Here is an 18,238-nt window from a genome sequence, read left to right as displayed (position 1 = left end):
CACGGCTTTATCGACGCTGGAGCAATGCATGGCAACGCAGTACGTGCCGGTTTCCCTGATAGGCGTTCCCACCGACATCGGTGCCGGCCACCGTGGCGCACGGATGGGGCCGGAGGCGCTGCGTATCGCCGGCTTGCAGGAGGCCTTGGTCGGCCGTGGCGTGGAGGTGCGCGATCTGGGCAACCTGGACGGCCCGCGCAATCCCTGGCAGGCGCCGCAGGCCGGTTACCGGCATCTGGACGAAGTGGTCGCCTGGAACCAGGCGTTGATGGACGCCAGCTACGCCGAGCTGCAGGCCGGTCGCATGCCGATCATGCTGGGCGGCGACCACTGCCTGGGCATCGGTTCCATTACTGCGGTGGCCAAGCATTGCCGCGAGCAGGGGCGCCCGCTGCGGGTGCTATGGCTGGATGCGCATTCGGACTTCAATACCAGCGATGTGACCCCGTCCGGCAACGTGCACGGCATGCCGGTGGCCTGCCTGTGCGGGCTGGGCCCGCAGGCGCTGACCCATCTAGGCGGCAGTGCGCCGGCACTGCTGCCCGAACAGGTGCGGCAGATCGGCATCCGCTCGGTGGACCCCGAAGAGAAGCGCCTGATCAAGCAACACCGCATCGACGTCTACGACATGCGTTACATCGACGAAGCCGGGATGAAGCGCACCATGGAAGTTGCGCTGCAGGGCATGAGCGCCGACACCCACCTGCACGTGAGCTTCGATGTGGACTTCCTCGACCCCAGCATCGCGCCGGGCGTTGGCACCACCGTGCCGGGCGGCCCCAACTACCGCGAGGCGCAGCTGGTGATGGAGATGATTGCCGACACCGGGCGAATGGGATCTTTGGATATCGTCGAGCTCAATCCGGTGCTGGACAACCGCAATGCCACCGCCGAGCTGGCGGTGGATCTGGTCGAAAGCCTGTTCGGCAAGTCGACCTTGATGCGAGATTGATCCAGCGCTGAACAAGTCACGCCTTCGTTCACATCAAATCCACGTCCGCGCAGTCAGATTTATCGCCAAGCGAGGTGCATTGGCACCGGGCGCAGACCGAGGAAGAGCAATGAAGCGACTGCTGACACTAATGGTGCTGGGCCTGTTTTCGGCCGGCGTGATGACTGGTTGCAACACCATGGCTGGCGCCGGCAAGGACATGCAAGGTGCGGGCGACAAGGTCGAAAAGACCGCCGATAAATGCAGCGACGGTAAGTGCTGATTCGTCACCGTCGTGTGGCACCTGTTTGATGTGATTGATCTGCGGCAATGCGCCGCTTTACCCATGAAGGAGTCTGTTATGAAGCGTGCAATTGTGCTGCTGGTGCTGTCGATGTTCTCGGTCGCGATGTTGTCGGGTTGCAACACCGTCGCAGGTGCCGGTAAGGACGTGCAGGGCGCCGGCGAGAAGGTGGAAGACGCAGCGCGTAAGTAATCCGACGCCGCATGCAACAAAAACGGGCCGCAAGGCCCGTTTTTTTTGTGTGGCATTTTGTATGCGTAACCTAGTGCAGCGGGTCCACGCCGGTGGAAGGTAGAGGTGCGCCCATTCAGTGCGGTGATTGCCGGCTTGACACCTCTTGATGCATAGCAAACGTGTGCGAAGGCACCCTGCTGACACGGTCAATAGCGACCGCAAGCAGCGGAGAACCGCAATGAACAAAGACATCATTTCCGGCAAGTGGACCCAGCTCAAGGGCCAGATGCAGGCCAAGTGGGGCGACCTCACCGACGATGACTTCAAGGTCGCCGAGGGCAATGCGGAATACCTGCAGGGCAAGCTCCAGGAACGCTATGGCTGGGACCGCGACCGCGCCCAGACCGAAGTCCGCGCCTTCGAAAAGTCGCTGCGTGACGACACCTGATGTACGCCTAGCATCGCTCCCGCAACGGTGAGCGATGTCAGCGAGCTTCGACGCAGAGCGGGCCGCCATGTGCGGCCCGCTCTGCGTCTGGCGGTGCGCAGCCGGTGATGGGGCAATGGGCGGCACGCGGAACCGTTAAACTTGCGCGCTGACTCCCTGGCATTACCGCAGATGACCACTCGCGTTCTCACCGGCATTACCACTTCCGGCACCCCGCACCTTGGCAACTATGTCGGTGCGATCCGTCCGGCCATCCAGGCCAGCGCCGGCGACGATGCGGAGAGCTTCTATTTCCTGGCCGACCTGCACAGCCTGATCAAGGCACAGGACCCGGCACGCACGCAGCGCTCCACCCTGGAGATCGCAGCCAGCTGGCTGGCCTGCGGCCTGGATCCGGACAAGGTCTGGTTCTACCGACAATCGGATGTGCCCGAGACCACCGAGTTGATGTGGTTGCTCACCTGCGTGGCCGGCAAGGGCATCCTCAATCGCGCGCATGCCTACAAGGCGGCGGTGGACAAGAACCGCGCCGACGGCGAGGACGACGATGCAGGCGTGAGCGCCGGCTTGTTCATGTACCCGGTACTGATGGCGGCGGATATTTTGATCTTCAACGCGCACAAGGTGCCGGTGGGACGCGATCAGATCCAGCACATCGAAATGGCGCGCGATTTTGCGCAGCGCTTCAACCATGTCTATGGCCGCGACTTTTTCACGTTGCCCGATGCGGTGATCGACGAGCAGGTGTCCACCTTGCCGGGCCTGGATGGCCGCAAGATGAGCAAGAGCTACGGCAATACGATTCCGTTGTTCGCCCCGCGCGAGGAACTGCGCAAGCTAGTGTTCTCGATCCTGACCGACTCGCGTGCGCCGGGCGAAGCCAAGGACATGCAGGGGTCGGCCCTGTTTCAGCTGTATCAGGCGTTTGCCACGCCGCAGGAAACGGCTGCCTTCGCGCAGGCGTTTGCCGATGGCATCGGCTGGGGCGATGCCAAGCAACAGCTGTTCGAGCGTATCGATCAGGAGATCGCACCGCTGCGGACGCGTTACGAGGCACTGATGGCCGAGCCGGCCAAGATCGAAGCGATTCTGCGCGCCGGCGGCGCACGCCTGCGTGCGCGCTATGCCACGCCACTGCTGGCCGAGCTGCGCAATGCGGTGGGTCTGCGCGACCTGTCCGATCAGATCGGTTCTGCAGCCGCGCAGGCAGGCGAGAAAGTCGCCTTGCCGGTGTTCAAGCAGTACCGCGAGAACGATGGCCAGTTCTATTTCAAGTTGAACGATGGCGGCGGTGCGTTGCTGTTGCAGAGCGACGGGTTTGCCTCGCCGCGCGATGCAGGCCAGTTGATCGCACGGTTGAAGCAGGCCGAGCAGGCCAGCGATCTGCAGCTGCCTGGCGTGCATGGGCAGGTGCACGCGGATGCGATCCTTGCGGCGATGCGCGCATTGCGCGAGGCGTGATCGATGCGGGTGCGCAAGGCGCGGCGACCGCCTTGCGCGCGAGCGGAGTGCGTCGCACATGCAGTGCCAATATCCGGCAAGTGCTTTCGTAGTGCGTGAGGCAACCGTGTTCATTCATCGTTGCCTGGAACCACGGGCACACTCCGCCCGCACTGCCTGCGCCTACACTGCCGCTGCCCTCATCGCCACGGAGTAGGAATGACAGCACTGGCCGATCCCAGCATCCACACCATCGATACCGGTTTCGGCGGCGTGCAGTTCGACGCGGCGTATCTGATTGTCGAGGCGCAACGCGGTGCATTTGTCGATTGCGGGACCTCGCTGTCGGTACCGCACATGCTGGCGGCAGTGCAGGGCGCCGGGCTGACGCCGTCGCAGGTGGAGTGGTTGATCCTGACCCATGTGCACCTGGATCACGCCGGTGGTGCCGGTGCCCTGCTGCAGCACCTTCCCAATGCGCGCGTGCTGGTGCATCCACGCGGCGCGCCGCATCTGATCGACCCCACACGCCTGATTGCCGGTGCTACCGCGGTGTATGGCGAGGCGGAAATGGCGCGCAGCTACGGCGAGATCGTTCCGGTGCCGGCCGAGCGTGTGGTGGAAGCGGTCGATGGCCAATCGGTGCTGCTGGGCGAACGCGCGCTGCGCACGATCGAGACGCCCGGACATGCGCGCCATCATCTGTGCGTGTGGGATGTGCGCAGTCGCAGCTGGTTCACCGGCGACACCTTCGGGCTGTCGTATCGCCAGCTCGATAGCGCGCAGGGCGCCTTTATTCTGCCGACATCCTCGCCGGTGCAATTCGAACCGGACGCGATGCTGCAGTCGATCGCCCGCTTGATGGAAGCCGCGCCGCAGGCGATGTATCTCACCCATTACGGCCGCGTCACTGCGCCCGAACCGTTGGCGCACGCATTGACGCAGCAGATCCATGCGATGACCGAGATTGCGCTGGGCTGCGCGCCGCGTGCGGACCGCCACCGCTGCCTGGTGGCGGCGCTGACCGAGCTCTATCTGGAACGTGCGCGCCAACATGGTTGCCGCCTGGACGACGCGGCGGTGGAGCAGTTGCTGGCCATCGATATCGAGCTCAATGCGCAGGGCCTGGCGTGCTGGCTGGATCGCGCGACGCGTTAGCGCTCTTGGAGCAGCCAAGCACTGCAGCGTGTCCCGCGATGGTGGGCGGGCAAGGGCTTGCAGCAAACTCACAGGGTCGAGTGCGCGGTGCCCTCACCGCTCGCTCGACACGCCGTGAACCCGTCCATGGGGGCTCGATGGCGACGTCCATGCCGCCAACCGTCCCGCAATCGGCGAGGACACCGCACCAGACAGTGCGTCGGTGACCCCTCTTCAAAGATCGATCGTTGCTCGGCGCGAAGGGACGTTCGTTGGGAGCGACACCAACAATGTCAGTGATGACTAGCTTGCCAACCTGCGCACCGTCCATCTCGACGGTCCTTGTTCGCGCGCAATCCTGTCGTGACGTACGGGCGAGGCGTTCTGCGATGGTGCGCGGGCAAGCGTCCTGGCGCCAGATCGGGGATCGTCCGCTGTCGGCCAAGCCTGCAGTCCCTACGGTGATTGGATGCATTGTCGTGGCATGGCCGTCCAGTGTTGGTCGCGCGCTTGTAAACTGTGTGTCATCACCCTGTTGCAAGGCCTTGCCGTGAACCCGATGCGCATCCTGTTGTTGTCCGCCTGCCTGTTTGTGGGAGGAGTGGCGCAGGCCGCCAACGATCTGCCCGGTGGCGGCATCGATGCCGAGGCATTGTCGCGGCACGTACGGTTGCTGGCATCGGACGAATTCGAAGGCCGTGCGCCGGCCAGCGCGGGCGAGCAGCGCACCGTCGATTATCTGATCGAGCAGTTCAAGGCCGCGGGCGTGCAGCCGGGTGGCGAGGAGGGCGGCTGGACCCAGGCCGTGCCGCTGGTCCGCGCGCAGGTGGATGGCCCGGTCAATGCCACGTTGCGTGTGGGCGGCAAGACGCAGACCTTGGTCAACGGTACCGATGTGACCTTGCAGAGCCTGCGGCCGATCGACAAGGTGGCGTTGAAGAATGCGCCGCTGGTGTTCGTCGGCTACGGCATCAGTGCGCCGGAGCGGCAGTGGGACGATTACAAGGGCGTGGATCTGCGCGGCAAGATCGCGGTGGTGCTGATCAACGACGCCGACTTCGACACCGCACAAGCGGGCGCATTCGACGGCAAGGCGGTCACCTATTACGGCCGCTGGACCTACAAGTACGAAGAAGCCGCGCGCCGCGGCGCCGCCGGTGTGCTGATCGTGCACGAGACCGCGCCGGCCGCGTATGGCTGGGCCACGGTGCAGAGCTCGGGCCTGTCGCCGCTGTTCGATATCGAACGCAGCGATGCCGATGCCCGCGCGCAGCATGTGCCGGTGCGTGGCTGGATGCAGCGTACGTTGGCCACGTCGTTGTTCAAGCAGGCCGGGCTGGATTTCGACCAGGCCAAGCAGCGTGCGCAGCAGCGCGATTTCGCACCAATGGCGCTGGGCGATGCCACGTTGTCGGTGGACTTCAAGCTCAAGCGCGAACGGGTGGTCACGCATAACGTGGTGGCCAAGCTCACCGGCAGCCAGCACCCGGACGAGACGGTGATTTTCTCCGCGCACTGGGATGCGTTCGGCATCGGCAAAGCCGATGCCAGCGGCGACACGGTGCGACGCGGTGCGGTGGACAACGCCACCGGCGTGGCCAGCGTGCTGGAACTGGCGCGCGTGTTCGCCGCCGGCCCCAAGCCGCAGCGCACGCTGTACTTCATTGCATTGACCGCCGAAGAAAAGGGCTTGCTCGGTGCCAACTACTACGCCGCCCATCCGCTGGCGCCGTTGGACAAGACGGTGGCGGTGCTCAATATGGAGATGTTCAGCCCGGATGGCCCGACGCGCGATATCGCGTCGTGGGGGCGCGGCCGCGTGTCGCTGGAAGGCGATCTGGAACAGGCCGCCAAAGCGCGCGATCGCACGTACTCGCCGGACCCGAATCTGGAAGCGGGATTCTTTTACCGCGCCGATCATTTCGCCTTCGCGCGCATGGGCGTGCCGGCGATTACCGCAGGCCCGGGGCTGGACATGCGCAAGGGCGGCGTCAAGGCGGGCAAGGCGTTGCGCGATCAATACTTCGCCGACTGCTACCACCAGCCCTGCGACCGCTGGACCCCGCAGTGGGATGCCACCGGGCATGCGGCCGACACCACGCTGGTCTACGACGTGGGCGTAGCGCTGGCCAACGGCCGGCAGTGGCCGAGCTGGCAGGATGGCTCGGAGTTCAAGGCCATCCGCGCCAAGAGCGATGCCGCGCGCAAGTAACGCCTGAGTGGTGGAGCCGCATCCGCTGCGGTTTTTGCCCGCCCGGGCGTCGAATCATTGGCGATGGCCGTGCCCAGCGCATCCAGCCGCCAGGGCGCGGAGCAGCGGCTGCGGTTTTACGGCGTGCGTTTGCCACATGGATAGCGCTTGCGCAGCGCCTCGACGATCAGGCCGGGAGCTGCTTCGTCCAGGCGCGCATCGGGTAGCGCGGTCAGGTCGGCTATGATCGGCTGCAGGTCCGGCGGGCCTTGCTTGCCCGCAGGCATGCACCATTGCGTGCGATAGCTGGTGCTGGCCACGCCGAGCACATAGGCGCCGGCGCGGCTGGCCGAGACCATGACCTTGAGTTCGGGCTGGTGCGGCGCATCGATCTCTGGCGCCAGCGAGCCATCCAGCCCGGCCTCGATCAATTTGCGTCCGCTGAGTTCCCACGGCTCTAGGGTGCGTGCCGTTGCCGCGGTGGAGAGGACGATCAGGGCGGCCATGGCCAGCCAGGGAAGGCGACGCTGCATCTGCGCTCCGGAACGAGGGATAAGCTGCACCATAGCGCGCAAGGCGGCCGAAGCGCATGTAGGCAACGACAAGGCCCGCACACAAACCAGCGTGCGCACCGGCAGGCGGGTGCCGCCAGCATGGACCAGTCGTACATTTCGGATCTGGGCGCCGTCCACAGCGGCCTCGCGAGTACTCGCGATGTTTTGGTAGTCGCTTTAGAGCGGCCAGCACAAAGAGTGCGCGACGAGCAGCACGCGCGGCCGGTGCTCGGCATGGGCATGGCGACGCCGAAGTTGCACTCCCTGTGCAGCTCCACATCGCACCTTGCACCGGCTCTTGCGTCGCGGCCGAACAGATGTGGCCGTCGTCCATCATCGCGCCAGGGCTGCCGCGGTGCCGCCGAATGCCATCCTTGCGTCTGGTGCGTGCTTGCCTCGTGGCTTCAGCCGTCTTTGGGCTTGGGCGGGTGCTCTAGCTAGAATGGCGGCTTCCGCTGCACTTGGCTCTGTTCCGATGTCTTCCTCTCACGGCGCTGCCGCGCCTGCGCGCAGCGGGTTGGTTGTTGTTGCGTTGCTGCTGGTCTATGTGGTCTGGGGCTCGACCTATCTGGCAATCCGCTTTGCGCTGGAAGGCGGCGCGCAGCCGCTGACGATGGTGTCCGGTTCGCGCTTCATCATTGCCGGCAGCGTGCTCTACAGCGTGCTGCGTTGGCGCGGTGTGGCAGCACCGACGCGTGCGCAGTGGAAGAACGTGGCCTTGATGGGCGCGGCGTTGCTGCTACTGGGCAACGGCATGGTGGTGCTGGCAGAGCGCAATGTGTCCTCGGGCCTGGCGGCCACGGCGGTGGCGTCGGTGCCGTTGTGGATGGCCTTGTTCGGCGCCTTGCGCGGGCAGCACGCCAGCGGCGGCGAATGGCTGGGCATCGTGATCGGATTTCTGGGCGTGGTGTGGCTCAATGCCGGCAGTAGTCTCACTGCAACGCCGGGGGGATTGGTGTTGCTGCTGATCGCACCGATCGGCTGGGCATTCGGTTCGGTGTGGTCGCGCGGACGCGATCTGCCATCGCCCTTCATGACCGCCGCCGGGCAGATGCTGTGCGGTGGCGTGCTGCTGGTCAGCACTGGCCTGCTGATCGGCGAGCGCCCGCAGGCCTGGCCAACGCCGCATGGCCTGATGGCGGTGGCGTACCTGTGCGTGTTCGGCTCGATCGTGGCATTCACCGCCTATGTGTGGCTGCTGCACCACGTGCGCCCGGCGCTGGCCGGCAGCTATGCCTACGTCAATCCGGTGATTGCGGTGGCGTTGGGTGCGTGGCTGGGGCATGAGCAGTTCACCGCGCACGATATCGGCGCGATGGCGGTGATTCTGGGCGGCGTGCTGGTGGTCACCCTGGCCAGGGCGCGACGATGAGCGCGGCTGTGCCGGTGTCGGCGGTGGAAGCGCGGCGCGGTCTGCTGATGACCGCCGCGAGCTTTGTGATCTGGGGCCTGGTGCCGCTGTACTGGCACCTGCTCAAGGTGGTGCCGTCGCTGCAGATCATCGCGCACCGCATCGTGTGGAGCGCGGTGCTGGTGGTTGTGTGGCTGGTGGCGAGCTCGGGCCTGCGCTGGTGGCGCACGATTGCTGCGCAGCCACGCGCGCTGTGGATGCTGGCCGCCAGCAGCGTGGCGATCGCCTTCAATTGGGGCCTGTATATCTGGGCCATCAATGCCGGGCATGTGATCGAAGCCAGCCTGGGCTACTTCATCAACCCCTTGCTGAGCGTGTTGCTGGGCGTGCTGGTGCTGAAAGAACGCCTGCGCGGCATCCAGTGGCTGGCGGTGGCGTGCGCGGCAATTGGCGTGCTGTGGCTGACCATCGATGCCGGTGCGCCGCCGTGGATTGCGCTGGGGCTGGCGGTCTCGTTCGGACTCTACGGGTTGCTGCGCAAGCTGGTGGCGGTGGACCCGGTGGCCGGCCTGGGCGTGGAAAGCGTGTACCTGTTCGTGCCGGCACTGCTGCTGGCGGCATGGGGTGAGCAGGGCCATGGCGGCGCATTCTTCAGTGGCTGGGATCTGCGCACCGATCTGCTGCTGATCTTCGGTGGCGTGGTGACGGCGGTGCCGCTGATCGGATTTGCATACGGCGTGCGGCGCATCCCGCTGTCGCTGGTGGGCATCCTGCAGTACATCGGGCCGAGCCTGCAGCTGTTGCTGGGCGTGTGGTTCTTCCATGAGCCGTTCGACCAGGGGCGCGCGATCGGATTCGCTGCGATCTGGGTCGGGCTGCTGCTGTTTGTCGGCGATAGCGTGTTGCGCGCGCGGCAGCCGCTGGCGGTGCGCTGAGCGCGCCGGGCTGCGTCTGTGCGAAGGAAGCAGCGCGTGCAACGATCAGCTACTGGGCACCGGTACCGGCATCGCAACCGCCAGCGTGGAGGCCGGCAGGGCCTGCGGAGCGGGGCAGTGGTCGGGGGCCTGTTGAACCTGTGCCAGCCATTGGTCGATCGGTGCGCCGAGCAGGTCCAACCGCAGCGGCAGGCTCAGATGATTTTCGCCGCGCAATTCGACGTAATGCGCGCGGGTGCTGGCCAGCGCCAGGGCGCGGCCATGCGCCACCGGAATGTGTTGATCGGCATCGCCATGCAGCAGCAGCACGCAGCTGCGCGTGTCGGCTAGCGCCTGCGTCACATCGACATGGTCAAGATCCAGCTTGAGCTGGGTGTCGGCGGCGGCGATCACCGCATCCAGATTCTGGTCGGCATAGCGCCAGCGTGCGTACGCCGCCACCGCCTGCCCGCGCCAGCCGCTGGGCTGGCTGGTCAGCAGGTGCGGCACCATGTCGCGGATGCCGCGCCCGGCATTGGCGAAGGATTCCATCGCCACCACGCCGGCCACGCGCGGGCCGAGTTTGTCGGCGGTGAACAGCGCGGTGGCCGCACCGTAGGAAATGCCGAACAGGTACAGCGGCCCGTGGATCTCGCCGCGCGGCTGCAATGCGTTGATGACGTCGATCACATCGTCGGATTCGCGTGTGCCATAGCCCGACGGCCCACCGCCGGAATGGCCGTGGTTGCGCAGATCGATGGTGATCACCCGGTAGCCAGCCTGTGCCAGTTGCAGCGACCACGGCAGCAGCGAATCGCCGTCCATCATCCAGCCGTGCAGCAAGACGACGGTGCCACGCGGCGCCGGCGCCGGCACGCGCGGGACACTGAAGCTGAAGTCCACATCCAGCGCATGCGCCGCGTCGTTGCGCTGGCCCAGGTAGCGGTAATGCATGGCGTATTGGCCCGGATCGATCGCACGCCAGAAGATCGGCACCTGATCACGCGTGGTCACGTGGCCGCTGCGGCTGGGCACGGTGGCGATGGTGGCGGCGATGCGTTCTTCGTCCAGCAACGGCGACACGCCACCGGGCGCGACCAGGCGCTCGCTGAGCGAGGTGGAGGACGAAGAACAGCCGGCCAGCCACAGGCAGGCGCAGGCCAGCAGAAACAGGCGCTTCATGGCGGTATATCGTTGAATCGAACGGCCGAGCAGGCTACGGCCTGCCAAGCCCGCGCATCTACCTCACTGCGGTGACAAAACGATGACAGCCTGCACTATGTTCAGTTACTGCAGGTAGCGGCGGGCGGCGGTGCCGGGTCCCGGCGGCCCAACACCCGCAAGAACTCGGATCCTCCACGAGGCCGCCGCCACCGGCATCGCGCTTTGTTGCTACGAATTCCCGCTCCCCACTCCCAAATCCCAAATCCCGGCAGCCCACTGGGCTGCCTACACCTCACGCAATGCGGTGGTGATCGGCAACCGCGCCGCGCGCAGTGCCGGGAACAGCCCGCCGACCAGGCCAATGCCCAGCGCCCACTTCAAGCCGCTCCACAGCAGCTCCGGTGACACCTTGAACTGGAACACCACCTGGCTGAAATTGTTGCCCAGCGTGGAGACCGTGTAGCCATTGAACACCGCCCAGGCGATCAGCCCCCCCAGCAGCCCGCCCAGCAGTGCCAGCAACATGGTTTCCAGCATCAGCGCCATGATCACCGGCGTGCCGCGAAACCCGATCGCACGCATGGTGGCGATCTCGCGCGCGCGCGTGGCCACCGCCGCATACATGGTGTTGAGCGCGCCGAACACCGCGCCCACCGCCATGATCGCGCCGATCACCGTGCCCAGGATGCTGATCAACTTGTTCAAGCCGCCACCTTGTTTGCCGTAGTAGGCGCGCGTGGTTTCCACATCCAGTTTGAGCCGCGGGTCGGCGGCCATGGCGGTCTTGAACTGGGCGAAGCCGGCCTTGCCACTGGTGCGCACGCTGATGGACTGATAGGCGCTGCGGTTGTAGGTGGTGGCCAGGGTCTGCGCGTCGGTCCACAGCTCCGAATCGTGCGCATCGCCGGAGGCGAACACGCCCACGACGGTCCACTGCTGGCTGCCGAGCGTGAGCGTCTTGCCCAGCTCCAACCCGCGGAACTGGTTCAGGGCGCCCTTGCCCACGACCATCTCGCGCAGGCCGGTGGTGAAGCGGCGGCCTTGCACGATCTTGACCTTGTCATGCACCGCCCAGGCCTGTTCGCCCACGCCACGCAACTGCGCGTTGACGTCGGTGCCATCGGAGCGGGAGGCGATATTGACCACTTGCGAGAGTTCCGGCGACAGCGTCGGGCGGCCGTTGGCATCGGCGGCGATGCCGGGCAGACTGCTGATCAGCGGCACCAGATCGCGGGTGATCACCGAGTTGGTCTCCGCCTGCGAACCGCCGCGCAGGACGATCGCGGTAGTGTCGTCGCCGGTGCTGTTGAGCGTGGCCTGAAACCCTTGGCCCATCGCCAGCATCGCCACCAACACGCCGACCACGCCGGCAATGCCGACCACGATCACCGAGCTGGACCCCCAGCGTTGCGGCAAGGTGGCGATGCCGATGCGCGCGGCGGCCAGCGAAAGCCGGCCACTGCGCGTGACCACCAGCCACACCGCCAGTAATCCGCCGATCGGCAGCAGCAGCATCCACGGCAGTGCGATCCAGGCAGCCAGTCCGATCGCCAGCAGCAAGATCGACAGCAGGTTGATGCCACGGTCTTTCCATTTGCGTTGCATGTGCATGCTCCTGTCAGCGGCCGGCGAGGGCATCGACGATCTTCAAGCGCTGCGCGCGTAACGCCGGCAGCACACCCACCACGATGCCGATGCCGGCCATCAGCCCAAAGGCCACCAACCAGGTCTGCAGCGGCACGCTTTGCGTTGGCATCAGGCCACCGCTGCGTGCTGCCACGGCCGGGATCACCAGCGCCGCGAGCCCCATGCCGATCAGGCCACCCAGGCCGATCAGCAACATCGATTCCACCATCACCAGACTCAGCACGGTGCGGTCCTGAAAGCCCAGCGTCTTCAGCGTGGCCAGCTCCGGGATGCGCTCGCGCACGGCCTGGGCCATGGTGTTGCCGGTGAGCAGCAGCAAGGTAAAAAACACCGCAGCCATGATCGAGGTGACGATCAAGCCGATATCGGCAAACTGTTTGACGAAGGCCTGCTGGAACGCCGATTCGGTTTGCGATTTGGTTTCATGATCGGAGTTGGCCGACAGCGCATCGATCGCCTGCGCCACGCGCGAGGCCTGGTCGGGATTGCGCAGCGTCACCGTGTACCAGCTGACCTTGCTCTTGATGTAGTCATTGGACTCGTCGAAGTATTTCCAGTTCATCATCAACTGGCGTTCCTGGTTGGCGGCCAACGTGCGGTCTTTCATGCGGAAGATGCCGACCAGTTTCAGCGGCCAGTCGTTGCTGCCGCCGCGTGGAAAGATGGTCGCCTGCAGCGGGATGGTGTCGCCGATCTTCCAGCCATTTTCCTTGGCGAGGCTTTCGCCGACCACCGCGCCAGTGCGGGTGGTCTGCAAGGCTTTGAGCTGGTCCTTGGGCAATTGGTATTCGCTGTAGACATCGAAGAAATTGGGCGCCACCGAAAAGTTCGGAAAGAAGTTCTTCGGGTCGCGGTAGATGCCACCGAACCACATCGCCGAGGTCACATCGCGCACGCCCGGCACGCTGCGGATCTGCGATTCCAGATTGATCGGCAACGATTGGGTGATCGACAAACGCGAGGCCACCACCAGCCGATCCACGCCGCTGACGCTGCCGCCGGAGGTGAAGGCCACACGCACCGAATCGAGCATGCCGAACAATAAAAACGCCGCCACCACCGAGAGTAAGGTCAGCAGGGTGCGGGTCCTGCTGCGGAACAACTGGGCCCACACCAACGAGAGATACTTCATGGCCGCGCTCCCTTACAGTGCAAGCGGCGCATCGGCCAGCTCGCCCTTGTCCAGGTGGATGGTGTGGGTGGCGTACTCGGCGGCCTTGGGGTCATGGGTGACCATCACGATGGTCTTGCCGTGTTCGCGATTGAGTTCCTGCAGCAGGCACAGGATTTCTTCGGCGTTGTGGCGGTCCAGATCGCCGGTGGGCTCGTCGCAAATCAGGAAGGTAGGGTCGGAGACAATCGCGCGCGCAATCGCCACGCGTTGCTGCTGCCCGCCGGACAACTCGCTGGGCTTGTGGTTGCGGCGCTCCTGCAGGCCGATCAGGGTCAAGGCGATTTCTGCATTGTGTTTGCGCTGCGCGGCATTGAGCGAGGTGAGCAGCAATGGCAGCTCCACGTTCTTCTGCGCGGTGAGCATCGGCATCAGGTTGTAGAACTGAAACACGAAGCCGACGTGATGGCTGCGCCAGGTGGCGAGCTGCCCACCACTCATGCGGTCGATGCGCTCGCCTTCGATTTCGATCTCGCCACCGCTGGGGGTGTCGAGCCCGCCGATCAGATTGAGCAAGGTGGTCTTGCCCGAACCGGACGGACCCATCAACGCAACGAAATCGCCCGCGGCAATTTCCAGGTCGATGCCGTGCAGCACCTGCACCTGCTCCGGGCCGCGTTGGTAGGTTTTGGTGATGTTGCGCAAACTGACGAGAGCAGACATGGCGACTCCTGGCGGTGCAATGGGAAGAGATAACAGCGGTGCGGCAGAGCGACTGCGGACGTCTGATGCGGCGCTGCAGTGACACGACGAGGTGGTGTGCGGTGGAGCTTGCGTGCTGCTTGCAGGTCATCGACCGTGACTGCGGCAACGCGCCGCACGCGCCATCAACGACTGAAATGCGTGCGCTTCTACAACGGTTGAGGTGATGCTGAAGAACATCGCGATGGCGCATGCGCTGCCGTGATCGAGATCGCTTTACTCCGTTTCAAACGCGTTCGTCGCAGTGCGGCGCAGGCGCCAGCACATCTACCGTTTTCCTCGACGCGCCTGCCGTGCTCCCCTAAGCAGTGGCGCTGCCTGCGCTGTCTTTGGTTCTTCGTTACTCGGCAGCGTCCGGTTCTGCTTCGGCCACGCTGTCGCCTTCCTTCAATTCTTGCGGCGGATTGAGCACCACGCTATCGCCTGCAGTCAGGCCCGACAGCACCTGCCTGTCTTCGCCCATCACCATGCCAGTAGTGACGGCATGCGCGCTGACCGTGTTGCGCTCGCCAACCACAAACGCGACCGTGCGCGCCTCGCGTTCCACCAGTGCGGCGGCCGGCACCCGCACGCCCTGCGGCTTGGCGGCTTCCTGCGGTTTGGCCTGTTCCAGAAAGCTCACCCGCACGCCCATTTCCGGCACGATGCGCGGGTCCTTGAGCTTGAGCGCCACGCGCACCTTCACCGTGGCCTTGCCGCGGTCGGCGGTGGGGATGATGGCGATCACTTCGCCGGGAATCTTCCACTCAGGATAGGCATTGAGCACGGCTTCCACCGGCATCTTCGGCTGCACGCGGCCGATGTAGGACTCGCCCACTTCCACCTCGATTTCCAGCGATTCCATGTCCACGATGGTGCCGATACCGGTGCGCGTGAAACCGCCGCCGGCCGACAACGGCGAGACGATTTCGCCCGGCTGCGCCGCCTTGGCGGTGACTACACCGGCAAACGGTGCGCGCACCACGTTGAAGTCCGAGCGGATGCCCGCGATGGCAAGCTGGTCCGAGGCGACCTGCACGTTGCGTTGTGCATTCTGCAACTGCGCACGCAAGGCATTGCGCTGTGCGGTGGCCTGTTCGTACTGCGACCGAGAAACCAGTTGCGCGCCCACCAGCGACCGCAGGCGCGCAGCATCGGCGTTGGCCACGGCCAGTTGCGCCTGCATGTTGTCGACCTGGCTGCGCGCGGCCGACAATTGCGAGGCCGACAAGGTGCGCTGCGCATCGGCATCCAGCGGGTCCAGCGTGGCCATGACCTGGCCCTGTTCGACGCGCATGCCTTCTTCGATCATCACTTCACGCACCTTGCCGGTGACCTGCGCCGACACCGTGGCCATGCGCCGCGCCACCACATAACCCGAAGCATCCAGTACCGAAGCGCTGCTGCTGCCGGCACTGATCGCCACCACCGGCGCGGTCTGCACCTTCACCACCGGGCGGCGCGTGAACCACCACGCGGAGGCGGCCAGCACGATGACGATGACAATGGCGGCAATGATCCAGCCGCCGCGGCGCGTGGGCGGCGGCGTGGCAGGACGCTGGCGGTCGATGCGGAGTTGCTTGAGCAGATCGGCGGATGTGTTCATCGATAACCAGGACAGAAGGCTGCGCAGAATGTGACCGCCTGCAGGGCGCGCTGCAAGCTGCCGGAAGTCACCAATCGCAGCGGGGCGACGAACGGTCACGCGACCGAAGCGGCTGCGAGGTGCTGCGCAGCATGCGGCGAGCGCGGGCACGCTCACCAGTGACAGCTGTCACCTGAAGTGCATGACAGCGGCGACTGTGCGCCATCGGCGCCACTGCCGATGCTGATGGCTCTCCGGCCACGCGACATCGGCATGCTCCGACTGCAACTGCAACTGCAACTGCACCGCCCGCGCCCACAGGTATCGGCACCAGCAGGCATCGGTGCCGCGGCAACGGTTGACGGTGCATGCAGACGCATGAGGTCGCTCGCCTGTAGTGTCCTGCCACGTGCCGCGCGCAGGCGGGCCCGGCAGTGGCAGAATCCGCTCACCCACACGGACCTTCGCTGATGCGCCTCCGGTTTCCCGCATGGCTTCGCCCCGCCGCCAATTCGCAGGTTGCCGCGCGGCTGGCACAGGGCCAGTCACCGTGGATGGATACTGTGCATCTGCTGTGGTCGGCCTGGGTCTTCGTGGTGCCGGTGTTTTCCGCGCGTGGCTACGACAACACCTGGTTGCTGTGCACACTGGCGTCCTACCCGCTGTTCCTGCTGTTGTACGCGCGCATGCTGCTCGCGCCACGCGGCACCTTGTACCGCTATGCCTGGGCGATGGGCATGCTGAGTGCCGCGTTGCTGCCGATCTATTCGGCGGGCGTCAGCTATTTCGTGTTCGCCTGCCTGAGCCTGCGCCCGCCGACGCGGCACGCGGTGTGGCGCCACTTCGCCATGCTGCTGCTGATGAATGTGTTGTACCTGGGCTGGGCGCATTGGCTGGGGATGCGCCTGCAATCGCTGGTGTGGTTGCCTGTATCGGTACTGGGCATGGCTGCGGTCGGCGCGGTGTACAGCATCAACGAACGCAAGGATGCGCTGTTGCGGTTATCGCAGGATGAGGTCCGCCGACTGGCGGCCACTGCCGAGCGCGAGCGCATCGGCCGCGATCTGCACGATCTGCTCGGCCACACCTTGTCGCTGGTGGCGCTCAAATCCGATCTGGCTGCGCGCCTGATCGAGCGCGATCCGCAGGCGGCGCGCAGTGAAATCGATGCAGTGGCGCAGATCTCGCGCGATGCACTTGCGCAAGTGCGGCGCGCGGTCACCGGCATCCGTGCCGCCGGGCTGGTGGCCGAGCTGGCCTCGGCGCGGGTGCTGCTGGACCTGGACGGTATTGCGCTGGAACAGCAACTGGAGACCCTGCCCCTGCCGCCCGAACATGAGACCGCGCTTGCGCTGGTGGTACGCGAAGCGGCCACCAATGTGCAGCGCCACTCGCAGGCAAAGCGCGTGCGTGTGCAGTTGCGCGCGCAGGGCGAGCAGGCAGTACTGGAAATCACCGACGACGGACGCGGTGGCGTGATCGTGCCCGGCAACGGCCTGGATGGCATGCGCACGCGCTTGCATGGTCTGGGCGGCGCGCTGGATGTCCAAGCCCTGCCACGCGGCATGCGGCTGCGCGCAAGCCTGCCGTTGCCGCGCCAGGCAACTGTTTCAGCGACAGCGCCGTTGCCGGTCGTGCCGCAATCGCATTGAAAGCGGCCAACCAAACATAGCGGGCAATCGTCGGGCGATGTGGACAGCATGCAGGAACCGCAGTGTCCGAGTGGCAGGCTGCACCGAGCCGCGCGCCACGCCTGGCGGTTGCACAATTGGTGCGTTGGCCGCTCTAGGTGTCCTGGCAGATTGCGCGGCCAAGTGCACGACCAAGTGCACGACCAAGTGCACGACCAAGTGCACGACACGCATCGGCGCTGCTATCGTGCGCAACCGTTGCATGCATGCGAGCGCGACCAATGATCCGGGTATTGCTGGCCGAAGACCAAGCCCTGCTGCGCGGCGCGCTGGTGGCCCTGCTCGGGCTGGAAGACGACATCGCCGTGGTCGGCAGCGCTGGCGATGGCGAAAGCGCATGGCGCGAGCTGCAGCGGCTGCAGCCGGATGTGCTGGTCACCGATATCGAGATGCCGGGTCTGACCGGGCTGGAGCTGGCGCAGCGGATCCAGCGCCAGGCGCTGCCGGTGCGGGTGATGATCGTCACCACGTTTGCGCGCCCAGGTTTTTTGCGTCGTGCGCTCGATGCCGGCGTGGCGGGCTATCTGCTCAAGGACGCGCCGGCCGAACAGTTGGTCGATGCGCTGCGTCAGGTGCAGCGCGGCGGCCGGGTGATCGACCCGCAACTGGCCATCGATGCATGGGTGGAAGCGGACCCCTTGAGCGAGCGCGAACGCACGGTGCTGCGGCTGGCGGGCGAAGGCCGCTCGGCCAGCGAGATCGCACAGCAGTTGCAGCTCTCGCACGGCACCGTGCGCAATTACCTGTCCGAATGCATCGGCAAGTTGGGCGTGGCCAATCGCATCGAAGCGTATCGGTTGGCGCGGCAGAAAGGTTGGTTGTAACTGCTGGCGGACGCCGGGGTACGTGATCGCC

Annotated in this window: 17 protein-coding genes and 1 other RNA gene; 11 read left to right on the top strand and 7 right to left on the bottom strand. The window is 65.5% G+C overall.

The features are described from left to right. The first annotated feature begins 28 nt into the window (after positions 1 to 28). From rocF to BJD12_RS10735, 7 genes are all read left to right on the top strand, one after another. Complete coding sequence (gene rocF / locus BJD12_RS10765) at positions 29 to 952, top strand: arginase (RefSeq protein ID WP_005989327.1); 924 nt, start codon at positions 29 to 31, stop codon at positions 950 to 952. A 109-nt stretch (positions 953 to 1,061) separates the two neighbouring features. Further along, positions 1,062 to 1,214 (top strand): entericidin A/B family lipoprotein, encoded by a 153-nt coding sequence (locus tag BJD12_RS10760; protein ID WP_039421598.1) that lies wholly within the window; start codon positions 1,062 to 1,064, stop codon positions 1,212 to 1,214. Between the two features lie 78 nt (positions 1,215 to 1,292). Further along, on the top strand, positions 1,293 to 1,427 hold the full coding sequence (locus BJD12_RS10755; protein ID WP_005989324.1) for an entericidin A/B family lipoprotein: 135 nt from the start codon (positions 1,293 to 1,295) through the stop codon (positions 1,425 to 1,427). A 220-nt stretch (positions 1,428 to 1,647) separates the two neighbouring features. Then, complete coding sequence (locus tag BJD12_RS10750) at positions 1,648 to 1,857, top strand: CsbD family protein (RefSeq protein WP_005989323.1); 210 nt, start codon at positions 1,648 to 1,650, stop codon at positions 1,855 to 1,857. A 171-nt stretch (positions 1,858 to 2,028) separates the two neighbouring features. After that, positions 2,029 to 3,318 carry a tryptophan--tRNA ligase gene (locus tag BJD12_RS10745; protein WP_005989321.1) on the top strand — a complete coding sequence of 430 codons (1,290 nt, stop codon included), beginning with the start codon at positions 2,029 to 2,031 and terminating at the stop codon, positions 3,316 to 3,318. A gap of 198 nt (positions 3,319 to 3,516) precedes the next feature. Further along, the gene (locus BJD12_RS10740; protein WP_005989319.1) at positions 3,517 to 4,455 is read left to right on the top strand and encodes an MBL fold metallo-hydrolase; all 939 of its coding nucleotides are present in this window, start codon (positions 3,517 to 3,519) and stop codon (positions 4,453 to 4,455) included. 538 nt (positions 4,456 to 4,993) lie between these two features. After that, on the top strand, positions 4,994 to 6,646 hold the full coding sequence (locus BJD12_RS10735) for a M28 family metallopeptidase (protein ID WP_005989317.1): 1,653 nt from the start codon (positions 4,994 to 4,996) through the stop codon (positions 6,644 to 6,646). 116 nt (positions 6,647 to 6,762) lie between these two features. Here BJD12_RS10735 and BJD12_RS10730 read toward each other — a convergent pair whose 3' ends face one another. After that, positions 6,763 to 7,158 carry a Rap1a/Tai family immunity protein gene (locus BJD12_RS10730; RefSeq protein ID WP_005989315.1) on the bottom strand — a complete coding sequence of 132 codons (396 nt, stop codon included), beginning with the start codon at positions 7,156 to 7,158 and terminating at the stop codon, positions 6,763 to 6,765. Positions 7,159 to 7,654: 496 nt separating this feature from the next. Here BJD12_RS10730 and yedA point away from each other — a divergent pair, with 496 nt between their 5' ends. Both yedA and rarD read left to right on the top strand, forming a co-directional pair. After that, on the top strand, positions 7,655 to 8,551 hold the full coding sequence (yedA, locus tag BJD12_RS10725) for a drug/metabolite exporter YedA (protein ID WP_039423877.1): 897 nt from the start codon (positions 7,655 to 7,657) through the stop codon (positions 8,549 to 8,551). Next, positions 8,548 to 9,465 carry an EamA family transporter RarD gene (gene rarD, locus BJD12_RS10720; RefSeq protein ID WP_005989311.1) on the top strand — a complete coding sequence of 306 codons (918 nt, stop codon included), beginning with the start codon at positions 8,548 to 8,550 and terminating at the stop codon, positions 9,463 to 9,465. Before yedA ends, rarD begins: the two co-directional genes overlap by 4 nt. A 45-nt stretch (positions 9,466 to 9,510) precedes the next feature. Here the strand turns inward: rarD and BJD12_RS10715 are convergent, their stop codons facing one another. The 5 genes from BJD12_RS10715 to BJD12_RS10695 all read right to left on the bottom strand — a co-directional run bounded on the left by BJD12_RS10715 (position 9,511) and on the right by BJD12_RS10695 (position 15,713). After that, positions 9,511 to 10,626, bottom strand: coding sequence for an alpha/beta hydrolase family protein (locus tag BJD12_RS10715; RefSeq protein WP_005989310.1), 1,116 nt, complete (start codon positions 10,624 to 10,626; stop codon positions 9,511 to 9,513). Positions 10,627 to 10,893: 267 nt separating this feature from the next. Continuing rightward, entirely contained in the window at positions 10,894 to 12,219 is a 1,326-nt protein-coding gene (locus BJD12_RS10710) for an ABC transporter permease (RefSeq protein ID WP_425480567.1), read from the bottom strand. A gap of 7 nt (positions 12,220 to 12,226) precedes the next feature. Next, positions 12,227 to 13,387, bottom strand: coding sequence for an ABC transporter permease (locus tag BJD12_RS10705; protein WP_005989308.1), 1,161 nt, complete (start codon positions 13,385 to 13,387; stop codon positions 12,227 to 12,229). Between the two features lie 12 nt (positions 13,388 to 13,399). Beyond that, positions 13,400 to 14,089 carry an ABC transporter ATP-binding protein gene (locus tag BJD12_RS10700; protein WP_042827689.1) on the bottom strand — a complete coding sequence of 230 codons (690 nt, stop codon included), beginning with the start codon at positions 14,087 to 14,089 and terminating at the stop codon, positions 13,400 to 13,402. A gap of 379 nt (positions 14,090 to 14,468) precedes the next feature. Continuing rightward, positions 14,469 to 15,713 (bottom strand): efflux RND transporter periplasmic adaptor subunit, encoded by a 1,245-nt coding sequence (locus BJD12_RS10695; protein ID WP_005989306.1) that lies wholly within the window; start codon positions 15,711 to 15,713, stop codon positions 14,469 to 14,471. 449 nt (positions 15,714 to 16,162) lie between these two features. Between BJD12_RS10695 and BJD12_RS10690 the strand changes: the two genes are divergently transcribed. Then, positions 16,163 to 17,344, top strand: coding sequence for a sensor histidine kinase (locus BJD12_RS10690; protein WP_005989305.1), 1,182 nt, complete (start codon positions 16,163 to 16,165; stop codon positions 17,342 to 17,344). Between the two features lie 4 nt (positions 17,345 to 17,348). Here BJD12_RS10690 and BJD12_RS10685 read toward each other — a convergent pair. Then, positions 17,349 to 17,421, bottom strand: a non-coding RNA gene (locus BJD12_RS10685) — sX9 sRNA. Between the two features lie 183 nt (positions 17,422 to 17,604). Between BJD12_RS10685 and BJD12_RS10680 the strand changes: the two genes are divergently transcribed. Continuing rightward, positions 17,605 to 18,207 (top strand): response regulator transcription factor, encoded by a 603-nt coding sequence (locus BJD12_RS10680; protein WP_005989303.1) that lies wholly within the window; start codon positions 17,605 to 17,607, stop codon positions 18,205 to 18,207. The last annotated feature ends 31 nt before the right edge of the window (positions 18,208 to 18,238 follow it).

This window comes from Xanthomonas vesicatoria ATCC 35937 (assembly GCF_001908725.1).
Classification (GTDB): Bacteria; Pseudomonadota; Gammaproteobacteria; order Xanthomonadales; family Xanthomonadaceae; genus Xanthomonas; species Xanthomonas vesicatoria.
Note: the sequence above shows the minus strand (reverse complement) of the source record. Positions and strands in the feature narration are given on the sequence as shown.

What these genes read in the sequence shown, in the direction of transcription:
- rocF (WP_005989327.1), top strand. Translation starts at nt 29, where the DNA reads ATGGCAACGCAGTACGTGCCGGTTTCCCTGATAGGCGTTCCCACCGAC.
- BJD12_RS10760 (WP_039421598.1), top strand. Translation starts at nt 1,062, where the DNA reads ATGAAGCGACTGCTGACACTAATGGTGCTGGGCCTGTTTTCGGCCGGC.
- BJD12_RS10755 (WP_005989324.1), top strand. Translation starts at nt 1,293, where the DNA reads ATGAAGCGTGCAATTGTGCTGCTGGTGCTGTCGATGTTCTCGGTCGCG.
- BJD12_RS10750 (WP_005989323.1), top strand. Translation starts at nt 1,648, where the DNA reads ATGAACAAAGACATCATTTCCGGCAAGTGGACCCAGCTCAAGGGCCAG.
- BJD12_RS10745 (WP_005989321.1), top strand. Translation starts at nt 2,029, where the DNA reads ATGACCACTCGCGTTCTCACCGGCATTACCACTTCCGGCACCCCGCAC.
- BJD12_RS10740 (WP_005989319.1), top strand. Translation starts at nt 3,517, where the DNA reads ATGACAGCACTGGCCGATCCCAGCATCCACACCATCGATACCGGTTTC.
- BJD12_RS10735 (WP_005989317.1), top strand. Translation starts at nt 4,994, where the DNA reads ATGCGCATCCTGTTGTTGTCCGCCTGCCTGTTTGTGGGAGGAGTGGCG.
- BJD12_RS10730 (WP_005989315.1), bottom strand. Translation starts at nt 7,158, where the DNA reads ATGCAGCGTCGCCTTCCCTGGCTGGCCATGGCCGCCCTGATCGTCCTC.
- yedA (WP_039423877.1), top strand. Translation starts at nt 7,655, where the DNA reads ATGTCTTCCTCTCACGGCGCTGCCGCGCCTGCGCGCAGCGGGTTGGTT.
- rarD (WP_005989311.1), top strand. Translation starts at nt 8,548, where the DNA reads ATGAGCGCGGCTGTGCCGGTGTCGGCGGTGGAAGCGCGGCGCGGTCTG.
- BJD12_RS10715 (WP_005989310.1), bottom strand. Translation starts at nt 10,626, where the DNA reads ATGAAGCGCCTGTTTCTGCTGGCCTGCGCCTGCCTGTGGCTGGCCGGC.
- BJD12_RS10710 (WP_425480567.1), bottom strand. Translation starts at nt 12,219, where the DNA reads ATGCACATGCAACGCAAATGGAAAGACCGTGGCATCAACCTGCTGTCG.
- BJD12_RS10705 (WP_005989308.1), bottom strand. Translation starts at nt 13,387, where the DNA reads ATGAAGTATCTCTCGTTGGTGTGGGCCCAGTTGTTCCGCAGCAGGACC.
- BJD12_RS10700 (WP_042827689.1), bottom strand. Translation starts at nt 14,089, where the DNA reads ATGTCTGCTCTCGTCAGTTTGCGCAACATCACCAAAACCTACCAACGC.
- BJD12_RS10695 (WP_005989306.1), bottom strand. Translation starts at nt 15,713, where the DNA reads ATGAACACATCCGCCGATCTGCTCAAGCAACTCCGCATCGACCGCCAG.
- BJD12_RS10690 (WP_005989305.1), top strand. Translation starts at nt 16,163, where the DNA reads ATGCGCCTCCGGTTTCCCGCATGGCTTCGCCCCGCCGCCAATTCGCAG.
- BJD12_RS10680 (WP_005989303.1), top strand. Translation starts at nt 17,605, where the DNA reads ATGATCCGGGTATTGCTGGCCGAAGACCAAGCCCTGCTGCGCGGCGCG.